Raw genomic sequence first — 21,331 nt, forward strand, 5'->3', positions numbered from 1 at the left:
AGCGCATAGCCGACTGCAGGCAAGTGTCCTGCACGGTTGCTCATGGGTGGAACGTTGACTATTCGGCACACTTGGCCTGCTCTGGTCGCTAGTACTGCTTCGGCGTGGAACGTGATAGGGGGAGGTGAGGGTGTCGGGCACGCTGTTGGGTGTCTGAAGGTACGGGCAGGAATGCTTGTGTCTTCGGCCGGTCCCGGTGTACCGCGCTTTCGGGTGTGGGTGACGGGGTACGGGTCGTTGTTTGAGAACTGCACAGTGGACGCGAGCATCTGTGGCCAAGTTTTTAAGGGCGCACGGTGGATGCCTTGGCACCAGGAACCGATGAAGGACGTGGGAGGCCGCGATAGGCCCCGGGGAGCTGTCAACCGAGCTTTGATCCGGGGGTGTCCGAATGGGGAAACCCGGCAGTCGTCATGGGCTGTCACCCATACCTGAACACATAGGGTATGTGGAGGGAACGCGGGGAAGTGAAACATCTCAGTACCCGCAGGAAGAGAAAACAACCGTGATTCCGGGAGTAGTGGCGAGCGAAACTGGATGAGGCTAAACCGTATGTGTGTGATACCCGGCAGGGGTTGCGCGTACGGGGTTGTGGGTTCGTACTTCAGTCGTCTGCCGGCGGCTGGGTGAGTCAGAAATTGTTGATGTAGGCGAAGGGCATGCGAAAGGCCCGGCGTAGAGGGTAAGACCCCCGTAGCTGAAATGTCAGCAACTTGCTTGTGCGATACCCAAGTAGCACGGGGCCCGAGAAATCCCGTGTGAATCTGGCGGGACCACCCGCTAAGCCTAAATATTCCCTGGTGACCGATAGCGGATAGTACCGTGAGGGAATGGTGAAAAGTACCGCGGGAGCGGAGTGAAATAGTACCTGAAACCGTGTGCCTACAAGCCGTGGGAGCGTCGCGCAGGGATTTGTCCCTGCGTCGTGACTGCGTGCCTTTTGAAGAATGAGCCTGCGAGTTTGCGGTGTGTTGCGAGGTTAACCCGTGTGGGGAAGCCGTAGCGAAAGCGAGTCCGAATAGGGCGGTTTAGTAGCGCGCTCAAGACCCGAAGCGGAGTGATCTAGCCATGGGCAGGTTGAAGCGGAGGTAAGACTTCGTGGAGGACCGAACCCACCAGGGTTGAAAACCTGGGGGATGACCTGTGGTTAGGGGTGAAAGGCCAATCAAACTCCGTGATAGCTGGTTCTCCCCGAAATGCATTTAGGTGCAGCGTCGTGTGTTTCTTGCCGGAGGTAGAGCACTGGATAGGCGATGGGCCCTACCGGGTTACTGACCTTAGCCAAACTCCGAATGCCGGTAAGTGAGAGCGCGGCAGTGAGACTGTGGGGGATAAGCTCCATGGTCGAGAGGGAAACAGCCCAGAGCATCGACTAAGGCCCCTAAGCGTACGCTAAGTGGGAAAGGATGTGGAGTCGCAGAGACAACCAGGAGGTTGGCTTAGAAGCAGCCATCCTTGAAAGAGTGCGTAATAGCTCACTGGTCAAGTGATTCCGCGCCGACAATGTAGCGGGGCTCAAGCGTACCGCCGAAGTCGTGTCATTGCAGCATGTGGTCCAACGACCGTTGTGATGGGTAGGGGAGCGTCGTGTGCCGGGTGAAGCAGCCGTGTAAGCGAGTTGTGGATGGTTCACGAGTGAGAATGCAGGCATGAGTAGCGATACACACGTGGGAAACGTGTGCGCCGATTGACTAAGGGTTCCTGGGTCAAGCTGATCTGCCCAGGGTAAGTCGGGACCTAAGGCGAGGCCGACAGGCGTAGTCGATGGACAACCGGTTGATATTCCGGTACCCGCTTTGAAGCGTCAACGCTGAATCAGGCGATGCTAAGTCCGTGAAGCCGTCCTGGATCCTTCGGGTGAAGGGGAGTGGTGGAGCCGACGAACCAGACTTGTAGTAGGTGAGTGATGGGGTGACGCAGGAAGGTAGTCCAGCCCGGGCGGTGGTTGTCCCGGGGTAAGGGTGTAGGACGCAAGGTAGGTAAATCCGCCTTGCATGTGTCTGAGACCTGATGCCGAGCCGATTGTGGTGAAGTGGATGATCCTATGCTGTCGAGAAAAGCCTCTAGCGAGTTTCATGGCGGCCCGTACCCTAAACCGACTCAGGTGGTCAGGTAGAGAATACCGAGGCGTTCGGGTGAACTATGGTTAAGGAACTCGGCAAAATGCCCCCGTAACTTCGGGAGAAGGGGGGCCATTGCTGGTGATGGGACTTTGCTCCTTGAGCTGGTGGTGGCCGCAGAGACCAGCGAGAAGCGACTGTTTACTAAAAACACAGGTCCGTGCGAAGCCGTAAGGCGATGTATACGGACTGACGCCTGCCCGGTGCTGGAACGTTAAGGGGACCGGTTAGTGGGGTTTTGGCTCCGCGAAGCTGAGAACTTAAGCGCCAGTAAACGGCGGTGGTAACTATAACCATCCTAAGGTAGCGAAATTCCTTGTCGGGTAAGTTCCGACCTGCACGAATGGCGTAACGACTTCTCGACTGTCTCAACCATAGGCCCGGTGAAATTGCATTACGAGTAAAGATGCTCGTTTCGCGCAGCAGGACGGAAAGACCCCGGGACCTTTACTATAGCTTGATATTGGTGTTCGGTTCGGCTTGTGTAGGATAGGTGGGAGACTGTGAAGCATTGACGCCAGTTAGTGTGGAGTCGTTGTTGAAATACCACTCTGGTCGTGCTGGATGTCTAACCTGGGTCCGTGATCCGGATCAGGGACAGTGTCTGGTGGGTAGTTTAACTGGGGCGGTTGCCTCCTAAAGGGTAACGGAGGCGCCCAAAGGTTCCCTCAGCCTGGTTGGCAATCAGGTGTTGAGTGTAAGTGCACAAGGGAGCTTGACTGTGAGACCGACGGGTCGAGCAGGGACGAAAGTCGGGACTAGTGATCCGGCGGTGGCTTGTGGAAGCGCCGTCGCTCAACGGATAAAAGGTACCCCGGGGATAACAGGCTGATCTTCCCCAAGAGTCCATATCGACGGGATGGTTTGGCACCTCGATGTCGGCTCGTCGCATCCTGGGGCTGGAGTCGGTCCCAAGGGTTGGGCTGTTCGCCCATTAAAGCGGTACGCGAGCTGGGTTTAGAACGTCGTGAGACAGTTCGGTCCCTATCCGCTGTGCGCGTAGGAGTCTTGAGAAGGGCTGTCCCTAGTACGAGAGGACCGGGACGGACGAACCTCTGGTGTGCCAGTTGTTCTGCCAAGGGCATGGCTGGTTGGCTACGTTCGGGAGGGATAACCGCTGAAAGCATCTAAGCGGGAAGCCTGCTTCGAGATGAGGGCTCCCACCCACTTGATGGGTTAAGGCTCCCAGTAGACGACTGGGTTGATAGGCCAGATATGGAAGCCGGGTGACCGGTGGAGTTGACTGGTACTAATAGGCCGAGGGCTTGTCCTCAGGTGCTCGCGTCCACTGTGTTGGTTCTGAAGCAACGAACCGTCCGACCCCCATATGCGTATGGGTGTATATGGGTCCGGTTTGGTGTTTCATAGTGTTTCGGTGGTCATTGCGTTAGGGAAACGCCCGGTTACATTCCGAACCCGGAAGCTAAGCCTTTCAGCGCCGATGGTACTGCAGGGGGGACCCTGTGGGAGAGTAGGACGCCGCCGAACAATTCTTCAAAAAGACCCCGATGGGAAATTGACTCCCCTCGGGGTCTTTTTTGTGCCCATGTCCACTACGCCCCGGTGCGGGGCCTGTGCGGGCCTACCGGTAGAGTCATGGAGCATCATCGGCCTGTTTCTCACGGGAGGCTCCCGGGTGGAGGTACAGGAGACACGCGTTCAGACGGACCGTGTGCTCACCATCCCGAACATCCTCAGCGCTGCGCGCCTCGTCGGCGTGCCGCTTTTCCTGTGGCTGATCCTCCGGCCCGAGTTCGGCGGGCCCAACAGCGACGGCTGGGCGCTGCTGGTACTGGCGCTGAGCGGTATCAGCGACTATCTCGACGGGAAGCTGGCCCGTCGCTGGAACCAGATCAGCAAGCTCGGCCGGCTTCTCGACCCGGCGGCCGACCGCCTCTACATACTGTCGACTCTTGTCGGCCTCACCTGGCGCGAGATCCTGCCCCTCTGGCTCACCGCGGCCCTTCTCGCGCGAGAGCTGGTCCTGCTGGTGATGGTGGGCATCCTCCGGCGCCATGGCTATCCGCCGCCCCAGGTGAACTTCCTCGGCAAGGCGGCCACCTTCAACCTGATGTACGCCTTCCCGTTGCTCCTTCTGAGTGAGGGAAGTGGCTTGCTTCACACGACCGCCGCTATTTTCGGATGGGCGTTCGCCGGATGGGGTACAACACTCTATTGGTGGGCAGGAGTCCTCTACGTGGTTCAGGTCCGCCGACTCGTCAGGGTGGACACCGCGGCCGACTGAGCGCGCCGTAGCGGCGTCCATAGAGGCCGGGGCCCGTAGCGACTTCAGGTGTAAGGGCCATCGGGCGTGCGCGGTCGGCATGACCGTCGTCTCTTCAAGGAGGACGCTTCCGATATGAAGGCCGTCGTGATGGCAGGGGGCGAGGGGACTCGTCTGCGCCCGATGACCTCGACCATGCCCAAACCGCTGCTGCCCGTGGCCAACCGGCCGATCATGGAACATGTGCTGCGGCTGCTCAAGCGGCATGGTCTCAGCGAGACCGTGGTGACAGTCCAGTTCCTCGCCTCCCTCGTCAAGAACTACTTCGGTGACGGCGAGGAGCTCGACATGGAGCTCACGTACGCGAATGAGGAGAAGCCACTCGGCACTGCCGGAAGCGTCAAGAACGCGGAGGAAGCACTCAAGGACGACACCTTCCTTGTGATCTCGGGTGATGCCCTGACGGATTTCGACCTCACGGATCTGATCAATTTCCATAAGGAAAAGGGCGCCCTTGTCACCGTCTGCTTGACTCGCGTTCCCAATCCGCTCGAGTTCGGTATCACCATCGTCGACGAGGGTGGAAAGGTCGAGCGCTTCCTGGAGAAGCCCACCTGGGGCCAGGTCTTCTCGGATACCGTCAACACCGGCATCTATGTCATGGAGCCGGAGGTCTTCGACTATGTCGATCCCGATGTCCCGGTCGACTGGTCCGGAGATGTCTTCCCCCAGCTGATGAAGGAAGGCAAGCCCATCTTCGGCTATATCGCCGAGGGCTACTGGGAGGACGTCGGCACCCATGAGAGCTATGTGAAGGCCCAGGCGGACGTTCTCGAGGGCAAGGTCGATGTCGAGCTCGACGGATTCGAGATCTCGCCCGGCGTATGGGTCGCCGAAGGGGCGGATGTGCATCCGGAGGCCGTGCTCCGCGGTCCGCTCTACATCGGCGACTACGCCAAGGTGGAGGCCGGTGCCGAGATCCGTGAGCACACCGTCGTCGGCTCCAATGTCGTGGTGAAGAGCGGCGCCTTCCTCCACAAGGCGGTGGTGCACGACAACGTGTACGTCGGCCAGCAGAGCAATCTGCGCGGCTGTGTCATCGGCAAGAACACCGACATCATGCGTGCCGCCCGGATCGAGGACGGGGCCGTCATCGGCGATGAGTGCCTGATCGGTGAGGAATCGATCGTCCAGGGCAATGTCCGCGTCTATCCGTTCAAGACCATCGAGGCGGGCGCGTTCGTCAACACCTCGGTGATCTGGGAGTCCCGGGGGCAGGCCCATCTGTTCGGTGCCCGTGGCGTCTCCGGCATCCTCAACGTGGAGATCACTCCGGAGCTCGCGGTGCGGCTCGCCGGGGCGTACGCCACGACCCTCAAGAAGGGCTCCACGGTCACCACCGCACGTGACCACTCCAGGGGCGCGCGGGCGCTCAAGCGGGCGATGATCTCCGCCCTCCAGACCAGCGCCATCGACGTACGGGACCTGGAGAACGTGCCGCTGCCGGTGGCCCGGCAGCAGACCGCGCGCGGCAGCGCCGGCGGCTTCATGATCCGGACCTCGCCCGGGGTGCCCGACTCGGTCGACATCATGTTCTTCGACGAGCGGGGCGCCGATCTGTCCGCGGGCGGTCAGCGGAAGCTGGACCGGGTGTACGCGCGCCAGGAGTACCGCAGGGCGTTCCCGGGCGAGATCGGTGACCTCAGCTTCCCGTCGAGCGTCTTCGACTCGTACACGGGCTCGCTGCTGCGCGCCGTGGACATCAGCGGCATCGCCGAGTCCGGGCTGAAGGTCGTCGTGGACGCCGCCAACGGCAGCGCCGGGCTGGTGCTGCCCAGCCTGCTGGGCCGGCTCGGGGTGGACGCGCTGACCATCAACCCCGGCCTGGACGAGTCGCGTCCGACGGAGACCGCCGACGCCCGGCGGTCGGGGCTGGCCCGGCTCGGTGAGATCGTCGCCTCCGCGCGTGCCGCGTTCGGAGTGCGGTTCGACCCGGTCGGTGAGCGGTTCTCGCTCGTCGACGAGCGGGGCCGGATCGTGGAGGACGACCGGGCGCTGCTGGTGATGCTGGACCTGGTGGCCGCGGAGCGGCGGAGCGGGCGGGTGGCGCTTCCGGTGACCACGACCCGTATCGCCGAGCAGGTGGCGGCGTACCACGGCACCCAGGTGGAGTGGACGACCACCGCGGCGGACGATCTGACCCGGGTCGCCCGGTCGGAGTCCACCATCTTCGGAGGCGATGGGCGCGGCGGGTTCATCATTCCCGAGTTCAGCAGCGTCTTCGACGGCACGGCCGCCTTCGTCCGGCTGATCGGCCTGGTGGCGCGCACTCAGCTGACGCTGAGTCAGATCGATGCGCGCATTCCGCGGGCGCATGTCCAGCGGCGTGATCTGGCCACCCCCTGGGCGGTCAAGGGTCTGGTCATGCGGCATGTGGTGGAGGCCGCGGGGGACCGTTCCGTGGACACCACCGACGGGGTGCGGGTCGTGGAGACCGACGGGCGGTGGGTCATGGTGCTGCCCGACCCGGCCGAGGCGGTCACCCATCTGTGGGCGGAGGGCCCGGACGACGCGTCCGCGCAGGCCCTGCTGGACGAGTGGTCGAGCGTCGTGGACAGCGCGGGGCGCTGATCGCGGGGCCGCCCGAGCACGTCTGAGCGCGTGGGGCCGCCGTTCCCGAGGTCCCCGATCCGGCACGCCGGAGGGGCCATTCGGTGGCGGCGGCCCCCACGTGCGACGATGTGCGGCATGTCGCAGCAGCCCCCCGTTCGGAGCACAGCATCGCCGCGCCCGCGCCCGCGCCTCGACGCGTCCATGTCGCTGCTGACCAATGTGATGGACCACAGCCTTGACGACGGCTACGCCGAGGCCGCGGCGCGGCGCGGGGAGACCGGTCGCTCGGGCCTGCCGCGCACCGTGCGGGCCAAATTGGGGCTGGCCTTCGGTCTCGTCCTGGTCGCGGTCGTCATCACCATCGGGGCCGCCGAGGCGCGGATATCGGCGCCGACGCTGGCCAAGGAGCGGGGAGAGCTGATCGACCGCATCGAGACGGGGAACTCGAACGCGGACAAGCTCGCCCGGAGCGTGGACAAGCTCCGTGGCGAGGTCGGGGAGAAGCAGCGGCAGGCGCTGGAGAAGCACGGCGGGGCCAAGGCCGACCTGGTGGCGCTGCTCTCGGGGGCCAACGAGGTGACGGGCCCCGGGGTGAAGCTGGTGGTCGACGACGCCAAGGGCGCGGCGGGCAGCGGCGGGGGACCACGGGAGAGCGCCGACTTCTCCGACACCGGCCGGGTGCGCGACCACGACATGCAGCGTGTCGTCAACGGCCTGTGGGAGTCGGGCGCGGAGGCCGTCTCGATCAACGGGCAGCGGCTGACGGCGCTCTCGGCGATCAGGGCCGCGGGAGACGCCATACTGGTCGACAACAAGCCGCTGGCGCCGCCGTATACGGTGCTCGCGGTGGGGGACGGGCAGCGGCTGAGCACTGCTTTCCAGAACAGTGCGGACGGACAGTACCTGCATGTGCTGCAGCAGAACTATGACATCCGTACGAGCATTTCCGCCCAGGACTCGCTCCGGCTTCCGGCCGCGCCGAGCCTGATCGTACGCACCGCGGAACCGATAGCCGGTGGCTCCGGCAAGGGTGACGCCGACACAGGGAAGGGCACATCGTGATCGCCGTATTGGGGCTCATCGTGGGAGTCGTGGTGGGACTTGTGGTCCGACCGGTGGTGCCGACGGTGGTCGAGCCCTATCTGCCGATCGCCGTCGTGGCGGCACTCGACGCGGTCTTCGGGGGCTTCCGGGCGATGCTGGACGGGATCTTCGACGACAAGGTCTTCGTCGTATCGTTCCTGTCCAATGTGGTGGTGGCCGCACTGATCGTCTTCCTCGGTGACAAGCTGGGCGTCGGTGCCCAGCTGTCGACGGGGGTCGTGGTCGTGCTCGGTATCCGGATCTTCTCCAACGCGGCCGCGATCCGCCGCCATGTGTTCCGGGCGTGAGGCCGATGACGACCGACGACACCCCGGAGAAGCCCGAGAGCGCGCAGTCGGCCGAGAACCGACGGCAGTCCGACACGCCGCAGCAGCCTGCCGACACGCCGCAGCAGCCTGCCGACACGTCGCGGCAGCCTGCTGAAACGCCACGCCAGGCTGCCGACACGCCGCGACAGCGGTCGGCCGACACGCCGCACCAGTCGGCCGACACGCCGCCTCCGGCCGAGAGGGACGCGAAGGCCGAGCAGCCGCCGAAGGCCGGACAAGCGGCGAAGGCCGAAACGCCCGAGAAGGCCGCTGAGCCGCCCCGGCGGTCGCCCGAGCCGCCGCGTCGGCCGGAGACGCCCGAGCAGCCCGCGCGGCCCGGGGAGCCCCGCGAGCGGGCCACGCCGAAGCGGGCCGAGCCCAAGCGGGCGTCGGCGGCCGGACCGCCGCGCGCGGGCACCCCGTCGCCCGCCCGGAAGCCCGAGCGCCGTGACGCGCCCGGGGAGCGGCCGGGCAGGCCCGCCGCGCCCCCGCCGGGCGGCTTCAAGGACCTGGCGCTGAGGACGCCCCTGCCCAAGGCCGTGCTGCCCGAGGCCCTGCCGCCGCAGGCCCAGGGCCGGTCCGTCGCGGCGGACACGCCCGGGGCACGCGCCGAGGGCCCCAGGCCCGGCGACGGGTCCCGGAGCGGCCCCGGAGAGCGTGTGGGCCCCGCCTCCGGCCCCGGGGGCTCCGGGGGCAATCGGAGGCCGGACGACGCCCTGACCGGCCGCCAGCGGCTGGTGAAGGGCGTATGGCCGCCGCGGCTCACCCGCGCACAGCTGATCGTGGCCCTGCTGCTCTTCGGCCTCGGCCTTGGGCTCGCCATCCAGGTGCGCTCGACCAACGAGAGCAGTGTGCTGCGCGGTGCCCGGCAGGAGGACCTGGTCCGGATCCTCGACGAGCTGGACTCCCGCACCCAGCGGCTCCAGGACGAGAAGCGCCGCCTCGAGAACCAGCGCACCGAGCTGGAGAACAGCTCGGACCAGGCCGAGGAGGCCCGGAAGCAGACGCTCCAGAAGGAGCAGCAGCTGGGCGTGCTCGCGGGTACGGTGGCAGCACAGGGTCCTGGTATCACGATCACCATCGACGACTCCCGGGGCTCCGTGGAGTCGGACATGCTGCTCGACACGGTCCAGGAGCTGCGCGCGGCGGGCGCCGAGGCGATCCAGATCGGCAAGGTGCGCGTGGTCGCCGGCACCTACTTCTCGGACAGCGGTGGCGCGATCCGGATCGATGGACGGAAAGTGACGCGACCGTATGTTGTGAAGGTGATCGGCAAGCCGGAGGATCTGGAGCCGGCCCTGAACATCCCGGGCGGGGTGGTGCAGAGCCTGGAGAAGGAGCAGGCCACAGTGTCCGTCCAGCGGGAGAAGAAGATCGTTGTGGATGCCTTGCGATCGGCGAAGCGGCCTGACTACGCTCGGTCGTCATCACGGTGAGGCGGTTCGAAATGAGGGTCTCTCGGGGAGACCATGTGGACGCGGGGGGTCAACGCACCAGAAGATCCGCGCGTGATGGAAACTGTCTGGTGGTCACGGACGTTGTGAGGATGTCCGGACCGTCTGGTGTGTGCATCGAGGGTTTGTCCTGCCCCACGGGCGGGTCTGTTTCAGTCAAGGGGAATCGCCCGTGAAGTTGTTCGGGAAGTTGTTCGGTAAGAGTGCCCGCCAGGATGGCGGCAGCAGCACCGCTCGCCACCGTGCCTCGCGTGCCGCGGAGGAGAGCGGAGGGGGGACCGAGGAGCGCCCGCTCTTCCGCGACCAGGTCGGCGGGCAGGGCGCGTCTGTTGACCCCTCCGCGGCCGGGCCCATAGGTTTCGAGGACCCATCGGCCTCTCGGAGTGGTGGAGGGTTTGGCTTGCCCGTCTGTCAGCGGTGTGGCCACCGGAACGCGGAGGCCAGCCGGTTCTGCTCCAATTGCGGCGCTCCGCTGCGGGGCGGCGCGCCCTCCGAGCGTGCCTCGGAGACCACCTCCACCATCTCAATCTCGGGTCTCGAGGCGTACGACTCCGAGGTGACCGGGCAGACGCCGCTGCCGTCGCTCAGCCCGGAGGCACAGGCCGCCGTCGAGGCGCTGCCCCTGGGGTCGGCCCTGCTGGTGGTCCGCCGCGGGCCGAACTCCGGCAGCCGCTTCCTGCTGGACAGTGATGTCACCACGGCGGGCCGTCACCCGCAGAGCGACATCTTCCTGGACGATGTGACGGTCTCCCGCCGCCATGTGGAGTTCCGGCGCGGCCAGGACGGCAGCTTCACCGTCTCGGACGTCGGCAGCCTCAACGGGACGTATGTCAACCGGGAGCAGATCGACGCGCCGGTGGTCCTGACCAGTGGGGACGAGGTGCAGATCGGTAAGTACCGGCTGATCTTCTACCCGAGCCAGCGGGGCGTCGGCATCTGACCCGTCAGGGGAGGTCCATGCTTCAGACACCGTCGGGCGGTGCCGATACCGGCACCGCCCCCACGGGCGGCCGGTCGATGAGCATCGGCACCGTGCTGAATCTGTTGCGGGACGAGTTCCCCGAGGTCACCATCTCCAAGATCCGCTTCTTGGAGTCGGAGGGGCTGGTGGAGCCGCGGCGGACGCCGTCCGGCTACCGCAAATTCAGCCAGCAGGATGTGGAGCGGCTCGGCCATATCCTCCGGATGCAGCGTGACCACTACCTGCCGCTCAAGGTCATCCGGGAGCATCTGGACGCCCTGGAGCGGGGCGAACCGTTGCAGCTTCCTGCCGTTTCGCAGGGAGCGCAGCGGTCCGGGCCGCTCGACGGCGGCCCCGGCGCGGCTCCGGACGGCCCCACGGCCGCCCGGGTCGGCCGTGCCGATCTGCTGGCAACGGCCGAGGTCAGCGAGGCGGAGCTGGCCGAATGGGAGTCGTACGGGCTGCTCGCGCCGACCGCGGACGGCGGCGGGTACGACATCGAGGCGGTGACCGTCGCCCGGCTCATCGCCGAACTCGGTCGTTTCGGCCTGGAACCACGTCATCTGCGAATCATGAAAGCCTCCGCCGAGCGCGAGGCCGGAATGGTCGAGCAGGTGGTCGCCCCGCTGCGGTTGCATAGGAATCCGCAGACCAGAGCGCATGCGGAGGCCAGTGTGCGGGAGCTCGCCACGCTCTCCGCACGGCTGCACGAGGCCCTGGTGCGGTCGGCTCTGAGGGTCCAGGAGCGGTGACCGACCGGGCCCCGACTATCCAAACCGGCCGGGCACGTCCTAGGGTTGCTGTGTGAACGAGCTCGACGTCGTGGGTGTCCGGGTGGAAATGCCCTCCAACCAACCGATCGTGCTCCTGCGTGAAGTGGGAGGCGACCGCTACCTCCCCATCTGGATCGGACCAGGTGAGGCGACCGCGATCGCCTTCGCTCAGCAGGGCATGGCTCCGGCACGCCCGCTGACCCATGACCTTTTCAAAGACGTACTCGAAGCGGTCGGCCAGCAGCTCACGGAGGTCCGGATCACGGATCTGCGCGAGGGGGTCTTCTACGCGGAGCTGGTCTTCGCCAGCGGTGTGGAGGTCAGCGCTCGGCCGTCCGACGCCATAGCGCTCGCGCTGCGCACCGGAACGCCGATCTACGGCAGCGACGGCGTGCTGGACGACGCCGGTATCGCGATCCCGGACGAGCAGGAGGACGAGGTGGAGAAGTTCCGCGAGTTCCTCGACCAGATCTCGCCAGAGGACTTCGGAACCAGCAGCCAGTGAACCGTATGCCGGTCCTCGCTCGCGCATTCGAGTAGCCTTTCCCGGACGAGGGACACGGGAAACCACTCTCAGGGTGATTATCACTCGGCGTGCCGAGTGTGGCGATCGTTGACGCACCCCGGGTGACTGCCTACCTTCAAGATGGCAGGTCGAGGACGGAGGTCGGCGTGAGAAGCACCGGCGACGGCACGGCGGCCGGAGGTCCGTATGCGCTCCAGGGGAGCGCATCGGCCGATCCGGCATTGAAGGCTCGGGTCGCGGCACAGGCCGCACCGCCGCGTGAGCCCGCCGCGGGGGGGACGGAGCGGATCGGTTACCGCGGGCCCACCGCGTGTGCGGCCGCGGGCATCACCTACCGCCAGCTGGACTACTGGGCCCGTACCGGGCTGGTGGAGCCGAGCGTCCGGCCGGCGTACGGCTCGGGCAGTCAGCGGCTCTACAGCTTCCGGGACGTGGTCGTCCTCAAGATCGTGAAGCGGCTGCTGGACACCGGTGTGTCGCTCCAGAACATCCGGGCGGCGGTGGTGCACCTGCGCGCCCGGGAGCTCGACGACCTGGCTCAGATGACGCTCATGAGCGACGGCGCGACCGTCTACGAGTGCACCTCGCCCGATGAGGTCGTGGACCTCCTCCAGGGCGGCCAGGGCGTCTTCGGGATCGCCGTGGGCGTCGTCTGGCGGGACGTGGAGAGCGCGCTGTCCCAGCTGCACGGCGAGCGGGTGGACACCGGCGAGACGCTGGTCCGGCACAACCCGACCGATGAGCTCGCGGCGCGCCGCAACCGGGCGGGTTAGCGACGCCCTTCCGCCCGGCGCCCCGGCGGTGAACCGAGTGGCGCCCCCGGGCCCGCCCCCGGCCGTTGTGCCGCCCCATTGTCAGTGGTGTGCGGCAGCATCGGAGGTGTGAGGGGTGCGCCGACGATTCTCCATCTGGATATGGACGCCTTCTACGCCTCGGCGGAGCAGGCGGCCAAGCCCAGCCTGCGCGGAAAGCCGGTGATCGTAGGGGGCCTGGGGCCGCGTGGCGTGGTGGCCACGGCCTCCTACGAGGCCCGGGTGTTCGGGGTGCACTCCGCCATGGCGATGGCCCAGGCCCGCCGCCTGTGTCCGAACGCGGCGTTCCTCATCCCTCGCTTCGCCCTCTACCGCAAGGTGAGCGACGCGGTCATGGCACTGTTGCACACGCTGTCACCCCTGGTGGAGCCGCTGAGCCTGGACGAGGCGTTCGTCGATCTGGAGGCGGGCGGCACCGAGCCCACCGTGGAGGCGGCGCGCGCCGTGGCGGAGCGACTGCGAGCCGACATCAAGGCGGTCACCGGGCTGACCGGATCGGTGGGGCTCGCCGGATCCAAGATGCTCGCCAAGATCGGTTCGGAGCAGGCCAAGCCGGATGGTCTGGTGGTCATCGAGCCCGGGACGGAGCGCGATCTGCTCGGACCGATGTCGGTGCGGACGCTCCCGGGCGTCGGTCCCGCCACGGCGGAGGCGCTGCGCCGGGCCGGGATCCACACCGTGGCCGAGACGCGGGAGGCGGGCGAGGCGGAGCTGGTGCGGCTGCTGGGGCGGGCCCACGGCGCGTCGCTTTTCCTGATGGCCGAGGGCCGGGACGAGCGGCCCGTCGTCGCCGAGCGGGACGCCAAGTCCATTTCGGTCGAGGACACCTTCGATGTCGACCTCACCGACCGCACCCGGGTGCAGCTGGAGATCGCGCGGCTCGCCGACCGCTGTGTGGGGCGGCTGCGCGAGGCGGGCCGCTCGGGGCGGACGGTCGTGATCAAGGTGCGGCGGTACGACTTCTCCACGCTCACCCGTTCGGAGACCCTGCGCGGTCCGACCGACGACCCGGCGGTGGTGCGCGAGGCAGCGGCACGGCTGATCGACGGGGTGGACACCACGGCGGGTGTGCGGCTGCTGGGGGTCGGCGTCAGCGGTCTGGCGGACTACACGCAGGAGGATCTCTTCGCGCAGGCCGCGCAGGCCGCGCAGGCCGCGCAGGCCGCTCAAGCCGCTCAAGTCGCCCAAGCCGCCCAAGCGGCTCAGGCCGCTCAGACCGCTCACGAGGCCGTGGGGGACGCCGGGCGCCCGCCGGGGCCGGAGAGACCGGAGTCCATGGGAGAGGGCGCGGAAGAGGCTTCTGAGGACGCTGAGAAGCCGCGGCGCTGGCTCCCGGGCTCGGATGTACGGCACGCCGAGTACGGGGCGGGCTGGGTGCAGGGGAGCGGGGTGGGCCGGGTGACCGTGCGCTTCGAGGAACCTTGGTCGTCACCGGGCCGGGTACGGACGTTCCCCGTGGACGACCCGGCGCTACAGCCTGCCGACCCGCTGCCGCTGCTGCGCCCCGACCCGGATGCGGAAGCGGACGCGGAGGAGGCCGGAGGCCGGGACGGGCAGGTCCCCGAGCCCGGTGGTGGGCCCGAGCCCGGCCCGTGCCCGGGTCAGCCCGTGACGTCCAGGCCGTAGTGGTGGTAGAGCTGAAGCTCCTGCTCGGGGGAGAGGTGGCGGCCTACCCCGAAGTCCGGGGCGTCCTTGATCAGGGACCGGTCGTACGGCACCCGCAGGGTGTCGCCGACGACCTCGCTCGGTTCGAGCGGTACGAAGACGTCCCGGCTGAACAGCCCCGTGCGTACCGCCGCCCATTCGGGCTCGCCGGTCGCGTCGTCGAGATAGACCTCGTCCACGGTGCCGATCTTGGCGCCCTCGCGGTCGAATGCCTTGCGGCCGATCAGGGTCCGCGGGTCGATATCGGTCTGCACGCTCTCTCCCACAGGTGGCAAACAGATGACAAGCAAGTGGCAAGTGCCCGTTGCTCCCTACAAAAAGCCACATCGCCGCACTCGGCCACTCGAACGCCCGCGACCGTCCCCCGCGGCAGAACCGCTGGTACGCTGACTGTGGCTGCAGACCCCGTGCGGGAGAGTCCTCCGCCGACGCTGTCGGAGGCGCCGAAGGAGCAAACCCTCCCCGGAATCTCTCAGGCACACGTACCGTGCGGGTGAGGTCACTCTGGAAAGCAGGGTGGGCCACGGGCGAGCAGAGCTCCGGAACCCCTCCTCACCGACGGTGAAAACCGGTCAGGCGGTATGTGGGCCGGTGAAGCTCTCAGGTTGAGATGACAGAGGGGGAGGCCGTCCGGGCACCCGAGTCGCGGTGCCCCTCGTAGGTCGTCACAGACCAGGAGGCCCCCGCAGATGACCGCCAAACGCATCGCACTCTCCGACTTGGAATCCGGTACTCCGTTCGAGCGGCGCCACATCGGCCCGGACGGCGAGGCGCAGGCCAAGATGCTCGCCCAGGTCGGCTTCGGCTCGCTGGACGAGCTCACCGAGGCCGCCGTACCGGACGTCATCAAGAGCACCGAGGCGCTGGACGCCCTGCCGCCGGCCCGCAGCGAGCCGGAGGTCCTCGCCGAGCTGCGCGCGCTCGCCGACCGCAACCAGGTGCTGCCGTCGATGATCGGCCTCGGCTACTACGGCACCCACACCCCGCCGGTGATCCTGCGCAATGTGCTGGAGAACCCCGCCTGGTACACCGCGTACACGCCCTACCAGCCGGAGATCTCCCAGGGCCGGCTCGAGGCGCTGCTGAACTTCCAGACCGTCGTCGCCGACCTGACCGGGCTGCCCACGGCCGGTTCCTCGCTGCTGGACGAGGCCACCGCGGCCGCCGAGGCGATGGCGCTGTCGCGGCGCGTCGGCAAGGTCAAGGAGGGCGTCTTCCTGATCGACGCCGACTGTCTGCCGCAGACCATCGCGGTCATACGGACCCGCGCCGAGCCGACCGGTGTCGAGGTCGTCGTCGCCGACCTGGCCGAGGGCATCCCGGACGAGATCGCCGAGCGCGGGATCTTCGGCGTGCTGCTCCAGTACCCGGGCGCCTCCGGTGTGGTGCGCGATCCGCGCCCGGTCATCGAGCGGGCCCATGAACTGGGCGCGGTCGTCACCGTCGCCGCCGACCTCCTCGCGCTCACCCTGCTCGCCCCGCCCGGCGAACTGGGCGCGGACATCGCGGTGGGCAGCAGCCAGCGGTTCGGCGTCCCGATGGGCTTCGGCGGACCGCACGCCGGTTTCATGGCGGTGCGCGACGCCTACGCCCGCAACCTCCCCGGCCGTCTGGTCGGGGTCTCGGTGGACGCCGACGGCGACAAGGCGTACCGGCTGGCGTTGCAGACCCGTGAGCAGCACATCCGCCGGGAGAAGGCCACCAGCAACATCTGCACCGCTCAGGTGCTGCTGGCCGTGATGGCCGGGATGTACGCCGTCTATCACGGTCCGGACGGGCTCGCGGCGATCGCCCGCCGCACCCACCGCTACGCCTCCGTGCTCGCCGAGGGGCTGCGGTCCGGTGGTGTCGAGGTGGTGTACGGCGCGTTCTTCGACACCCTCACCGCACGGGTGCCGGGCCGGGCCGCCGAGGTCGTCGCCGCGGCCCGCGAGGCCGGGGTCAACCTCCGGCTGACCGACGCCGACCACGTCGGCATCGCCTGTGACGAGACCACCGGCCGCGCGCAGCTCGCCGCCGTGTGGTCCGCCTTCGGGGTGGACGGCGGCAACGGCGACGCCTCCGGGATCCCCGGGCTCGAGGAGCTGGACGCCTCGGCGCCGGACGCGCTGCCCGCGGCCCTGCTGCGCCAGGACGGCTATCTGACCCATCCGGTCTTCCACCAGCACCGCTCCGAGACCGCGATGCTGCGCTATCTGCGGCGCCTGGCCGACCGGGACTACGCCCTGGACCGGGGCATGATCCCGCTCGGCTCCTGCACCATGAAGCTCAACGCGACCACCGAGATGGAGCCGGTCACCTGGCCGGAGTTCGGCGCGCTGCACCCCTTCGCACCGGCCGAGCAGGCCCAGGGCTATCTGACCCTGATCCGTGAGCTGGAGGAGCGGCTGGCCGAGGTCACCGGCTATGACAAGGTCTCGCTGCAGCCGAACGCCGGGTCCCAGGGCGAGCTCGCCGGGCTGCTGGCGGTGCGCGCCTACCACCGGGCCAACGGCGACACCCAGCGCACCGTCTGCCTCATCCCGTCCTCCGCGCACGGCACCAACGCGGCCAGCGCCGTGATGGCCGGTATGAAGGTCGTCGTGGTCAAGACCGGCCAGGACGGCGAGGTGGACACCGACGACCTGCGCGCCAAGATCGAGCAGTACGGGGACCAGCTCGCCGTCCTGATGGTCACCTACCCCTCCACCCACGGCGTGTTCGAGGAGCACATCACCGAGATCTGCGCGACCGTGCACGACGCGGGCGGCCAGGTCTACGTGGACGGCGCCAACCTCAACGCGCTGGTCGGGCTCGCCGAGCCGGGCCGGTTCGGTGGCGATGTCTCGCATCTGAACCTGCACAAGACCTTCTGCATCCCGCACGGCGGCGGGGGCCCCGGCGTCGGCCCGATCGCGGTGCGCGAGCATCTGGCGCCCTACCTCCCCAACCATCCGCTGCAGCCCGCCGCCGGTCCGGCCACGGGCGTCGGCCCGGTCTCGGCCGCGCCGTGGGGCTCCGCGGGGATCCTGCCGATCTCGTGGGCGTACATCCGGCTGATGGGCGCCGAGGGGCTGCGCCGCGCGACCCAGGTCGCGGTGCTCGGCGCCAACTACGTCGCCAAGCGCCTCGAACCGCACTACCCGGTGCTCTACACCGGCCCCGGCGGCCTGGTGGCGCATGAGTGCATCGTGGATCTGCGTCCGCTGACGAAGGCCACCGGCGTGACCGTGGACGATGTGGCCAAGCGCCTGATCGACTACGGCTTCCACGCGCCGACGATGTCGTTCCCGGTCGCCGGAACGCTGATGATCGAGCCGACCGAGAGCGAGGATCTGGCGGAGCTGGACCGGTTCTGCCAGGCGATGATCGCCATCCGGGCCGAGATCGAGAAGGTCGGCTCCGGCGAGTGGGCCAAGGAGGACAATCCCCTGCGGAACGCCCCGCATACGGCGGCGTCGCTGACCGCGGAGTGGGACCACCCGTACTCCCGGGAGGAGGCGGTCTTCCCGGCCGGGGTCTCGGCGGCCGACAAGTACTGGCCGCCGGTGCGGCGGATCGACGGGGCCTACGGGGACCGTAACCTCGTCTGCTCCTGCCCGCCGCTGGAATCCTACGAGGGCTGAGGGTCTTAAGCCCTGCGATGCGTCAGTGGGGCCGGTTCGGCGAACGCGCCGGGCCGGCCCCTGATATGTACGTGCCGTCGACGGCGGAGGTCAGGCCGCGGTGACTACGTGCTCGGAACCCAGCGGTCGGCATGGTGCGATCACGCGCCCGTCCGGCAGCAGCTCACCGGTGTCCTCGAAGAGCAGGACGCCGTTGCACAGCAGGCTCCATCCCTGCTCCGGGTGGTGCGCCACGAGATGGGCGGCCTCCCGGTCGGCTGAGTCGGCTGACGGGCAGGGCGGTTGATGCTGGCACATGACAGGGTTCTTTCGCTGCGGAGTGGTGAAGGTCCTGCGGCTCGCTGCGGCGTTCATGGCCGCCCCCCGTGGTTGAGTCGGTCGATTGCTCCAGTGTTGCCCTGCGGCCTGGAATCCGCAGGGATTTCGCGGTACCGGTCTCGCTAGATAATGACGCATCACCCGTCCGGAGGGTTCATCGCGGCCGGACTGTTACGAGGATGCTGCGGAGCGCCCTGTGACCCGGCGGTCACGGGGCGCTCCCGGCCTGATGAAGGCCCAGGTCAGGCGGGTGAGCCAAGCAAGGGGGCCCGGGTCAGCCGGTGGGTGAGGACGGGCAGCAGATCGGTTGCGCGGTGCGCCCGGTGCGCCGCGATACCGGGCGGGGCCGGGGCGAGCGGCACCAGCAGGTCCCCGGCGCCGAGGCCGCCTTCGGCGCCGTCCGCGGTCAGGTCGCCGTGCAGCCAGAGCGTGACCATGTAGAGCTCGGGGATGGACAGCAGCCGCGGCTGGTACGCCGAGGGCAGCGACTCGGCCTCGCTCAGGGCGAGTTCGGCCGAGCTGACGTAGGGGCCCTCGGAGAAGTGCGAGAAGGTCCAGCCGTCGGCGGTGAGCCTCGCCTCGGCGGCGGCCACCGTACGGTCGCCGTCGCGGATCAGGAATCGCCAGCCGGTGAGCCGGGTGCGCGGCGGGCCGTCGGGGGCGGTGATGTCGTCCAGGACATGGACGGGGAGCGGGAGTTCGGGTTCGAAGGGGCCGGTGAGCGTGGAGAGCACGGGGGTGCGGGCCTCGCGGACGGCGGTGGGGGAATCAAGGGCCGTGAGGACGCTGCGCAGGGCGGGCGCGGGGGCCTGGGGCACATGCAGCGGCATAGTGGGTCGCCTCTCGCTTTGAAGACACGGTGAAGCGATAGCGGGCCGGGTTTGGGCGGCGCTGTCGGTGGAACACGGGTCAGAGGGGAGCCGGGAACAGACCGTTCGGGCGTTATCTCTCTGCCTCGTTAGCCGAGTTTATACGACAAGTGTTCCCGTTGTGTTTCGTCTAGCCGCTGCCGATATCGCCGACAAGAGGATATCCAGTCCCCGGGATGGCGGGGATTTTCCCCGATTCAGTGCCAGATGAACGGATATGACCTGGCATTTTGGGCCCCGCGCGGTAGGCTGGAACTCGCTGGTTCATTTCCCCAGCGCAATGCGCAGTTCCACAGAGCCTACCGGCTGGGTGGGGATCGCGGGGCGTTATCGATCACATTGGTGGGCATCATCGAGCGTGGTGTGCACACGCCCGGCGCCGATGATCCACTCGAGGAGGGACGCTTCGATGGGGGAGAAGCTCATAGCCGGTGAGTTCGACCCGTCCGGCCGGCGACGGCAGCGCGTCCGGTTGCGGCAGTGCCTCGACGGGCTGGGCCGGCTCCTGGCCGACAAGCGATTCGACCGCCCGAAGAATCTGATGGGGCTGGAGATCGAGCTGAATCTCGCCGGGTCCGACGGGCTGCCGAGGATGATGAACGCGGAGGTTCTGGAGCGCATCGGGAGTCATGATTTCCAGACCGAACTCGGGCAGTGCAATCTTGAAGTAAACATCGTGCCCCACCGTTTGCACGGACGCGTTCTCGATCAGCTCTCCGAGGAGCTCCGAACCGGTTTGTCATATGCCGATCGCAAGGCGAGGGAAGTGTCTTCCGAGATCGTGATGATCGGAATTCTGCCAACCCTCGCAGCGGACGATCTGGGATCCACGAACCTCTCCTATGACGACCGTTACAAACTTCTCAATGAGCAGATGCTGGCCGCCCGCGGTGAGGATTTCCTCATCGACATCGAGGGCCGGGAGCGTTTCACCTACGCCAGCTCCTCCATCGCCCCCGAGGCCGCCTGCACCTCCGTCCAGCTCCATCTCCAGGTCACCCCGGGCCGCTTCGCGGCCGCGTGGAACGCGGCGCAGGCGGCGGCCGCCGCGCAGATCGCGGTGGGCGCCAACTCCCCCTTCGTCTTCGGCCACGAGGTGTGGCGCGAATCCCGGCCGCCGCTGTTCCTCCAGGCCACCGATGTGCGCCCGCCGGAGATCGCCGCCCAGGGGGCGCGCCCGCGCACCTGGTTCGGCGAGCGCTGGATCGACTCCGCGTACGAGCTGTTCGAGGAGAATCTGCGCTACTTCCCGCCGCTGCTCTCCACCGGCGAGGACGAGGACCCGCTGCGGGCGCTGGCCGAGGGCGGGGTGCCCGAGCTCCAGGAACTGGCGCTGCACAACGGCACGATCTACCGCTGGAACCGGCCCGTCTACGACGTCGTGGACGGTGTGCCGCATCTGCGCGTGGAGAACCGCGTGCTCCCGGCCGGGCCCACCGTCACCGATGTCATCGCCAACGCGGCCTTCTACTACGGGCTGGTCAGGGCGCTCGCCGAGGAGTCCCGCCCGGTGTGGACCCGGCTGCCGTTCGCGGCCGCCGCGGCCAACTTCGAGGCGGCCTGCCGGCATGGCATCGACGCGGTACTCCAATGGCCCAAATCCGGCCGTTCGGCGTCCCTGACCCGCACCTCCGCCGTACGGCTGGTCCGCGAGGAACTGCTGCCGCTCGCCGCGTCCGGCCTCGACTCCTGGGGCGTGGAGCCCGCCGACCGCGACCGCTACCTCGGCGTGATCGAGGAGCGCTGCAAGCTGGGGGTCAACGGCGCGTCCTGGCAGGCGGCCACCTACCATCGGGCGCTGGGCGGCGGACTGGACCGGGACGCCGCCCTCGCGGCCATGACCCGCCGCTACTGCGCCCTGATGCGGACCGACGCACCGGTGCACACCTGGCCCACCGATCTCTCCGGGTGACGCCCCCACCGTGGACCACGACCCCGTATTGTCCGGTGAGCGGGGCGGGTGCACCGATGAGGCGGAG

Annotated in this window: 15 protein-coding genes, 2 rRNA genes and 2 riboswitches; of the genes, 14 read left to right on the forward strand and 3 right to left on the reverse strand. The window is 67.8% G+C overall.

The genetic code is table 11. From position 1 onward, the window contains the following. The first annotated feature begins 273 nt into the window (after nucleotides 1–273). From ACMTAK_RS45585 to ACMTAK_RS45640, 12 genes are all read left to right on the forward strand, one after another. Nucleotides 274–3,393: ribosomal RNA gene (locus tag ACMTAK_RS45585) — 23S ribosomal RNA — on the forward strand. Between the two features lie 98 nt (nucleotides 3,394–3,491). Beyond that, nucleotides 3,492–3,608, forward strand: a 5S ribosomal RNA gene (gene rrf / locus ACMTAK_RS45590). A gap of 148 nt (nucleotides 3,609–3,756) precedes the next feature. Beyond that, complete coding sequence (locus tag ACMTAK_RS45595; protein WP_413811589.1) at nucleotides 3,757–4,365, forward strand: CDP-alcohol phosphatidyltransferase family protein; 609 nt, start codon at nucleotides 3,757–3,759, stop codon at nucleotides 4,363–4,365. A 114-nt stretch (nucleotides 4,366–4,479) separates the two neighbouring features. Continuing rightward, nucleotides 4,480–6,975 (forward strand): mannose-1-phosphate guanyltransferase, encoded by a 2,496-nt coding sequence (locus ACMTAK_RS45600; RefSeq protein WP_020873597.1) that lies wholly within the window; start codon nucleotides 4,480–4,482, stop codon nucleotides 6,973–6,975. A gap of 117 nt (nucleotides 6,976–7,092) precedes the next feature. Then, nucleotides 7,093–8,019: a DUF881 domain-containing protein gene (locus ACMTAK_RS45605; protein ID WP_182467179.1), complete on the forward strand. Its 927-nt coding sequence runs from the start codon at nucleotides 7,093–7,095 to the stop codon at nucleotides 8,017–8,019. Then, the gene (locus ACMTAK_RS45610; RefSeq protein ID WP_014058688.1) at nucleotides 8,016–8,348 is read left to right on the forward strand and encodes a small basic family protein; all 333 of its coding nucleotides are present in this window, start codon (nucleotides 8,016–8,018) and stop codon (nucleotides 8,346–8,348) included. The genes ACMTAK_RS45605 and ACMTAK_RS45610 overlap by 4 nt, the downstream gene beginning before the upstream one ends. A gap of 575 nt (nucleotides 8,349–8,923) precedes the next feature. Continuing rightward, nucleotides 8,924–9,805, forward strand: coding sequence for a DUF881 domain-containing protein (locus tag ACMTAK_RS45615; RefSeq protein WP_413813197.1), 882 nt, complete (start codon nucleotides 8,924–8,926; stop codon nucleotides 9,803–9,805). 130 nt (nucleotides 9,806–9,935) lie between these two features. Next, the gene (locus ACMTAK_RS45620) at nucleotides 9,936–10,763 is read left to right on the forward strand and encodes an FHA domain-containing protein (RefSeq protein ID WP_413811590.1); all 828 of its coding nucleotides are present in this window, start codon (nucleotides 9,936–9,938) and stop codon (nucleotides 10,761–10,763) included. Nucleotides 10,764–10,780: 17 nt separating this feature from the next. Further along, the gene (gene ftsR, locus ACMTAK_RS45625) at nucleotides 10,781–11,536 is read left to right on the forward strand and encodes a transcriptional regulator FtsR (RefSeq protein ID WP_413811591.1); all 756 of its coding nucleotides are present in this window, start codon (nucleotides 10,781–10,783) and stop codon (nucleotides 11,534–11,536) included. A 52-nt stretch (nucleotides 11,537–11,588) separates the two neighbouring features. After that, on the forward strand, nucleotides 11,589–12,062 hold the full coding sequence (locus ACMTAK_RS45630) for a bifunctional nuclease family protein (RefSeq protein ID WP_014058684.1): 474 nt from the start codon (nucleotides 11,589–11,591) through the stop codon (nucleotides 12,060–12,062). A 167-nt stretch (nucleotides 12,063–12,229) separates the two neighbouring features. Beyond that, nucleotides 12,230–12,856: a MerR family transcriptional regulator gene (locus ACMTAK_RS45635; protein ID WP_182467177.1), complete on the forward strand. Its 627-nt coding sequence runs from the start codon at nucleotides 12,230–12,232 to the stop codon at nucleotides 12,854–12,856. A gap of 108 nt (nucleotides 12,857–12,964) precedes the next feature. Then, a complete protein-coding gene (locus ACMTAK_RS45640) occupies nucleotides 12,965–14,521 on the forward strand; it encodes a DNA polymerase IV (RefSeq protein WP_413811592.1) in 1,557 nt (518 codons plus the stop codon). Here ACMTAK_RS45640 and ACMTAK_RS45645 read toward each other — a convergent pair. Then, a complete protein-coding gene (locus tag ACMTAK_RS45645) occupies nucleotides 14,497–14,814 on the reverse strand; it encodes a PRC-barrel domain-containing protein (RefSeq protein WP_020873604.1) in 318 nt (105 codons plus the stop codon). The two genes, ACMTAK_RS45640 and ACMTAK_RS45645, sit on opposite strands and share 25 nt — an antisense overlap. A 146-nt stretch (nucleotides 14,815–14,960) precedes the next feature. Further along, nucleotides 14,961–15,058: riboswitch (glycine riboswitch) on the forward strand. 1 nt (nucleotide 15,059) lies between these two features. Beyond that, nucleotides 15,060–15,184: riboswitch (glycine riboswitch) on the forward strand. A 65-nt stretch (nucleotides 15,185–15,249) separates the two neighbouring features. Here ACMTAK_RS45645 and gcvP point away from each other — a divergent pair. Next, a complete protein-coding gene (gene gcvP / locus ACMTAK_RS45650) occupies nucleotides 15,250–18,165 on the forward strand; it encodes an aminomethyl-transferring glycine dehydrogenase (RefSeq protein WP_413811593.1) in 2,916 nt (971 codons plus the stop codon). A 90-nt stretch (nucleotides 18,166–18,255) separates the two neighbouring features. Here gcvP and ACMTAK_RS45655 read toward each other — a convergent pair whose 3' ends face one another. After that, complete coding sequence (locus ACMTAK_RS45655; RefSeq protein ID WP_037964925.1) at nucleotides 18,256–18,462, reverse strand: DUF5999 family protein; 207 nt, start codon at nucleotides 18,460–18,462, stop codon at nucleotides 18,256–18,258. 263 nt (nucleotides 18,463–18,725) lie between these two features. Beyond that, on the reverse strand, nucleotides 18,726–19,313 hold the full coding sequence (locus ACMTAK_RS45660) for a hypothetical protein (RefSeq protein ID WP_413811594.1): 588 nt from the start codon (nucleotides 19,311–19,313) through the stop codon (nucleotides 18,726–18,728). 448 nt (nucleotides 19,314–19,761) lie between these two features. On the opposite strand from ACMTAK_RS45660, the gene ACMTAK_RS45665 reads away from it, so the two are divergent. Then, on the forward strand, nucleotides 19,762–21,264 hold the full coding sequence (locus ACMTAK_RS45665; RefSeq protein ID WP_413811595.1) for a glutamate--cysteine ligase: 1,503 nt from the start codon (nucleotides 19,762–19,764) through the stop codon (nucleotides 21,262–21,264). Nucleotides 21,265–21,331 lie beyond the last annotated feature (67 nt).

Origin of the sequence: Streptomyces lacaronensis (genome assembly GCF_047337785.1) — a bacterium.
In the GTDB taxonomy this organism is placed as follows: domain Bacteria; phylum Actinomycetota; class Actinomycetes; order Streptomycetales; family Streptomycetaceae; genus Streptomyces; species Streptomyces lycopersici.

Bases quoted from the DNA above. Each gene is read 5' to 3' on its own strand.
- ACMTAK_RS45660 (WP_413811594.1), bottom strand. From the start codon at position 19,313: ATGCCGCTGCATGTGCCCCAGGCCCCCGCGCCCGCCCTGCGCAGCGTC.
- ftsR (WP_413811591.1), top strand. From the start codon at position 10,781: ATGCTTCAGACACCGTCGGGCGGTGCCGATACCGGCACCGCCCCCACG.
- ACMTAK_RS45605 (WP_182467179.1), top strand. From the start codon at position 7,093: ATGTCGCAGCAGCCCCCCGTTCGGAGCACAGCATCGCCGCGCCCGCGC.
- ACMTAK_RS45665 (WP_413811595.1), top strand. From the start codon at position 19,762: ATGGGGGAGAAGCTCATAGCCGGTGAGTTCGACCCGTCCGGCCGGCGA.
- gcvP (WP_413811593.1), top strand. From the start codon at position 15,250: ATGACCGCCAAACGCATCGCACTCTCCGACTTGGAATCCGGTACTCCG.
- ACMTAK_RS45655 (WP_037964925.1), bottom strand. From the start codon at position 18,462: ATGTGCCAGCATCAACCGCCCTGCCCGTCAGCCGACTCAGCCGACCGG.
- ACMTAK_RS45600 (WP_020873597.1), top strand. From the start codon at position 4,480: ATGAAGGCCGTCGTGATGGCAGGGGGCGAGGGGACTCGTCTGCGCCCG.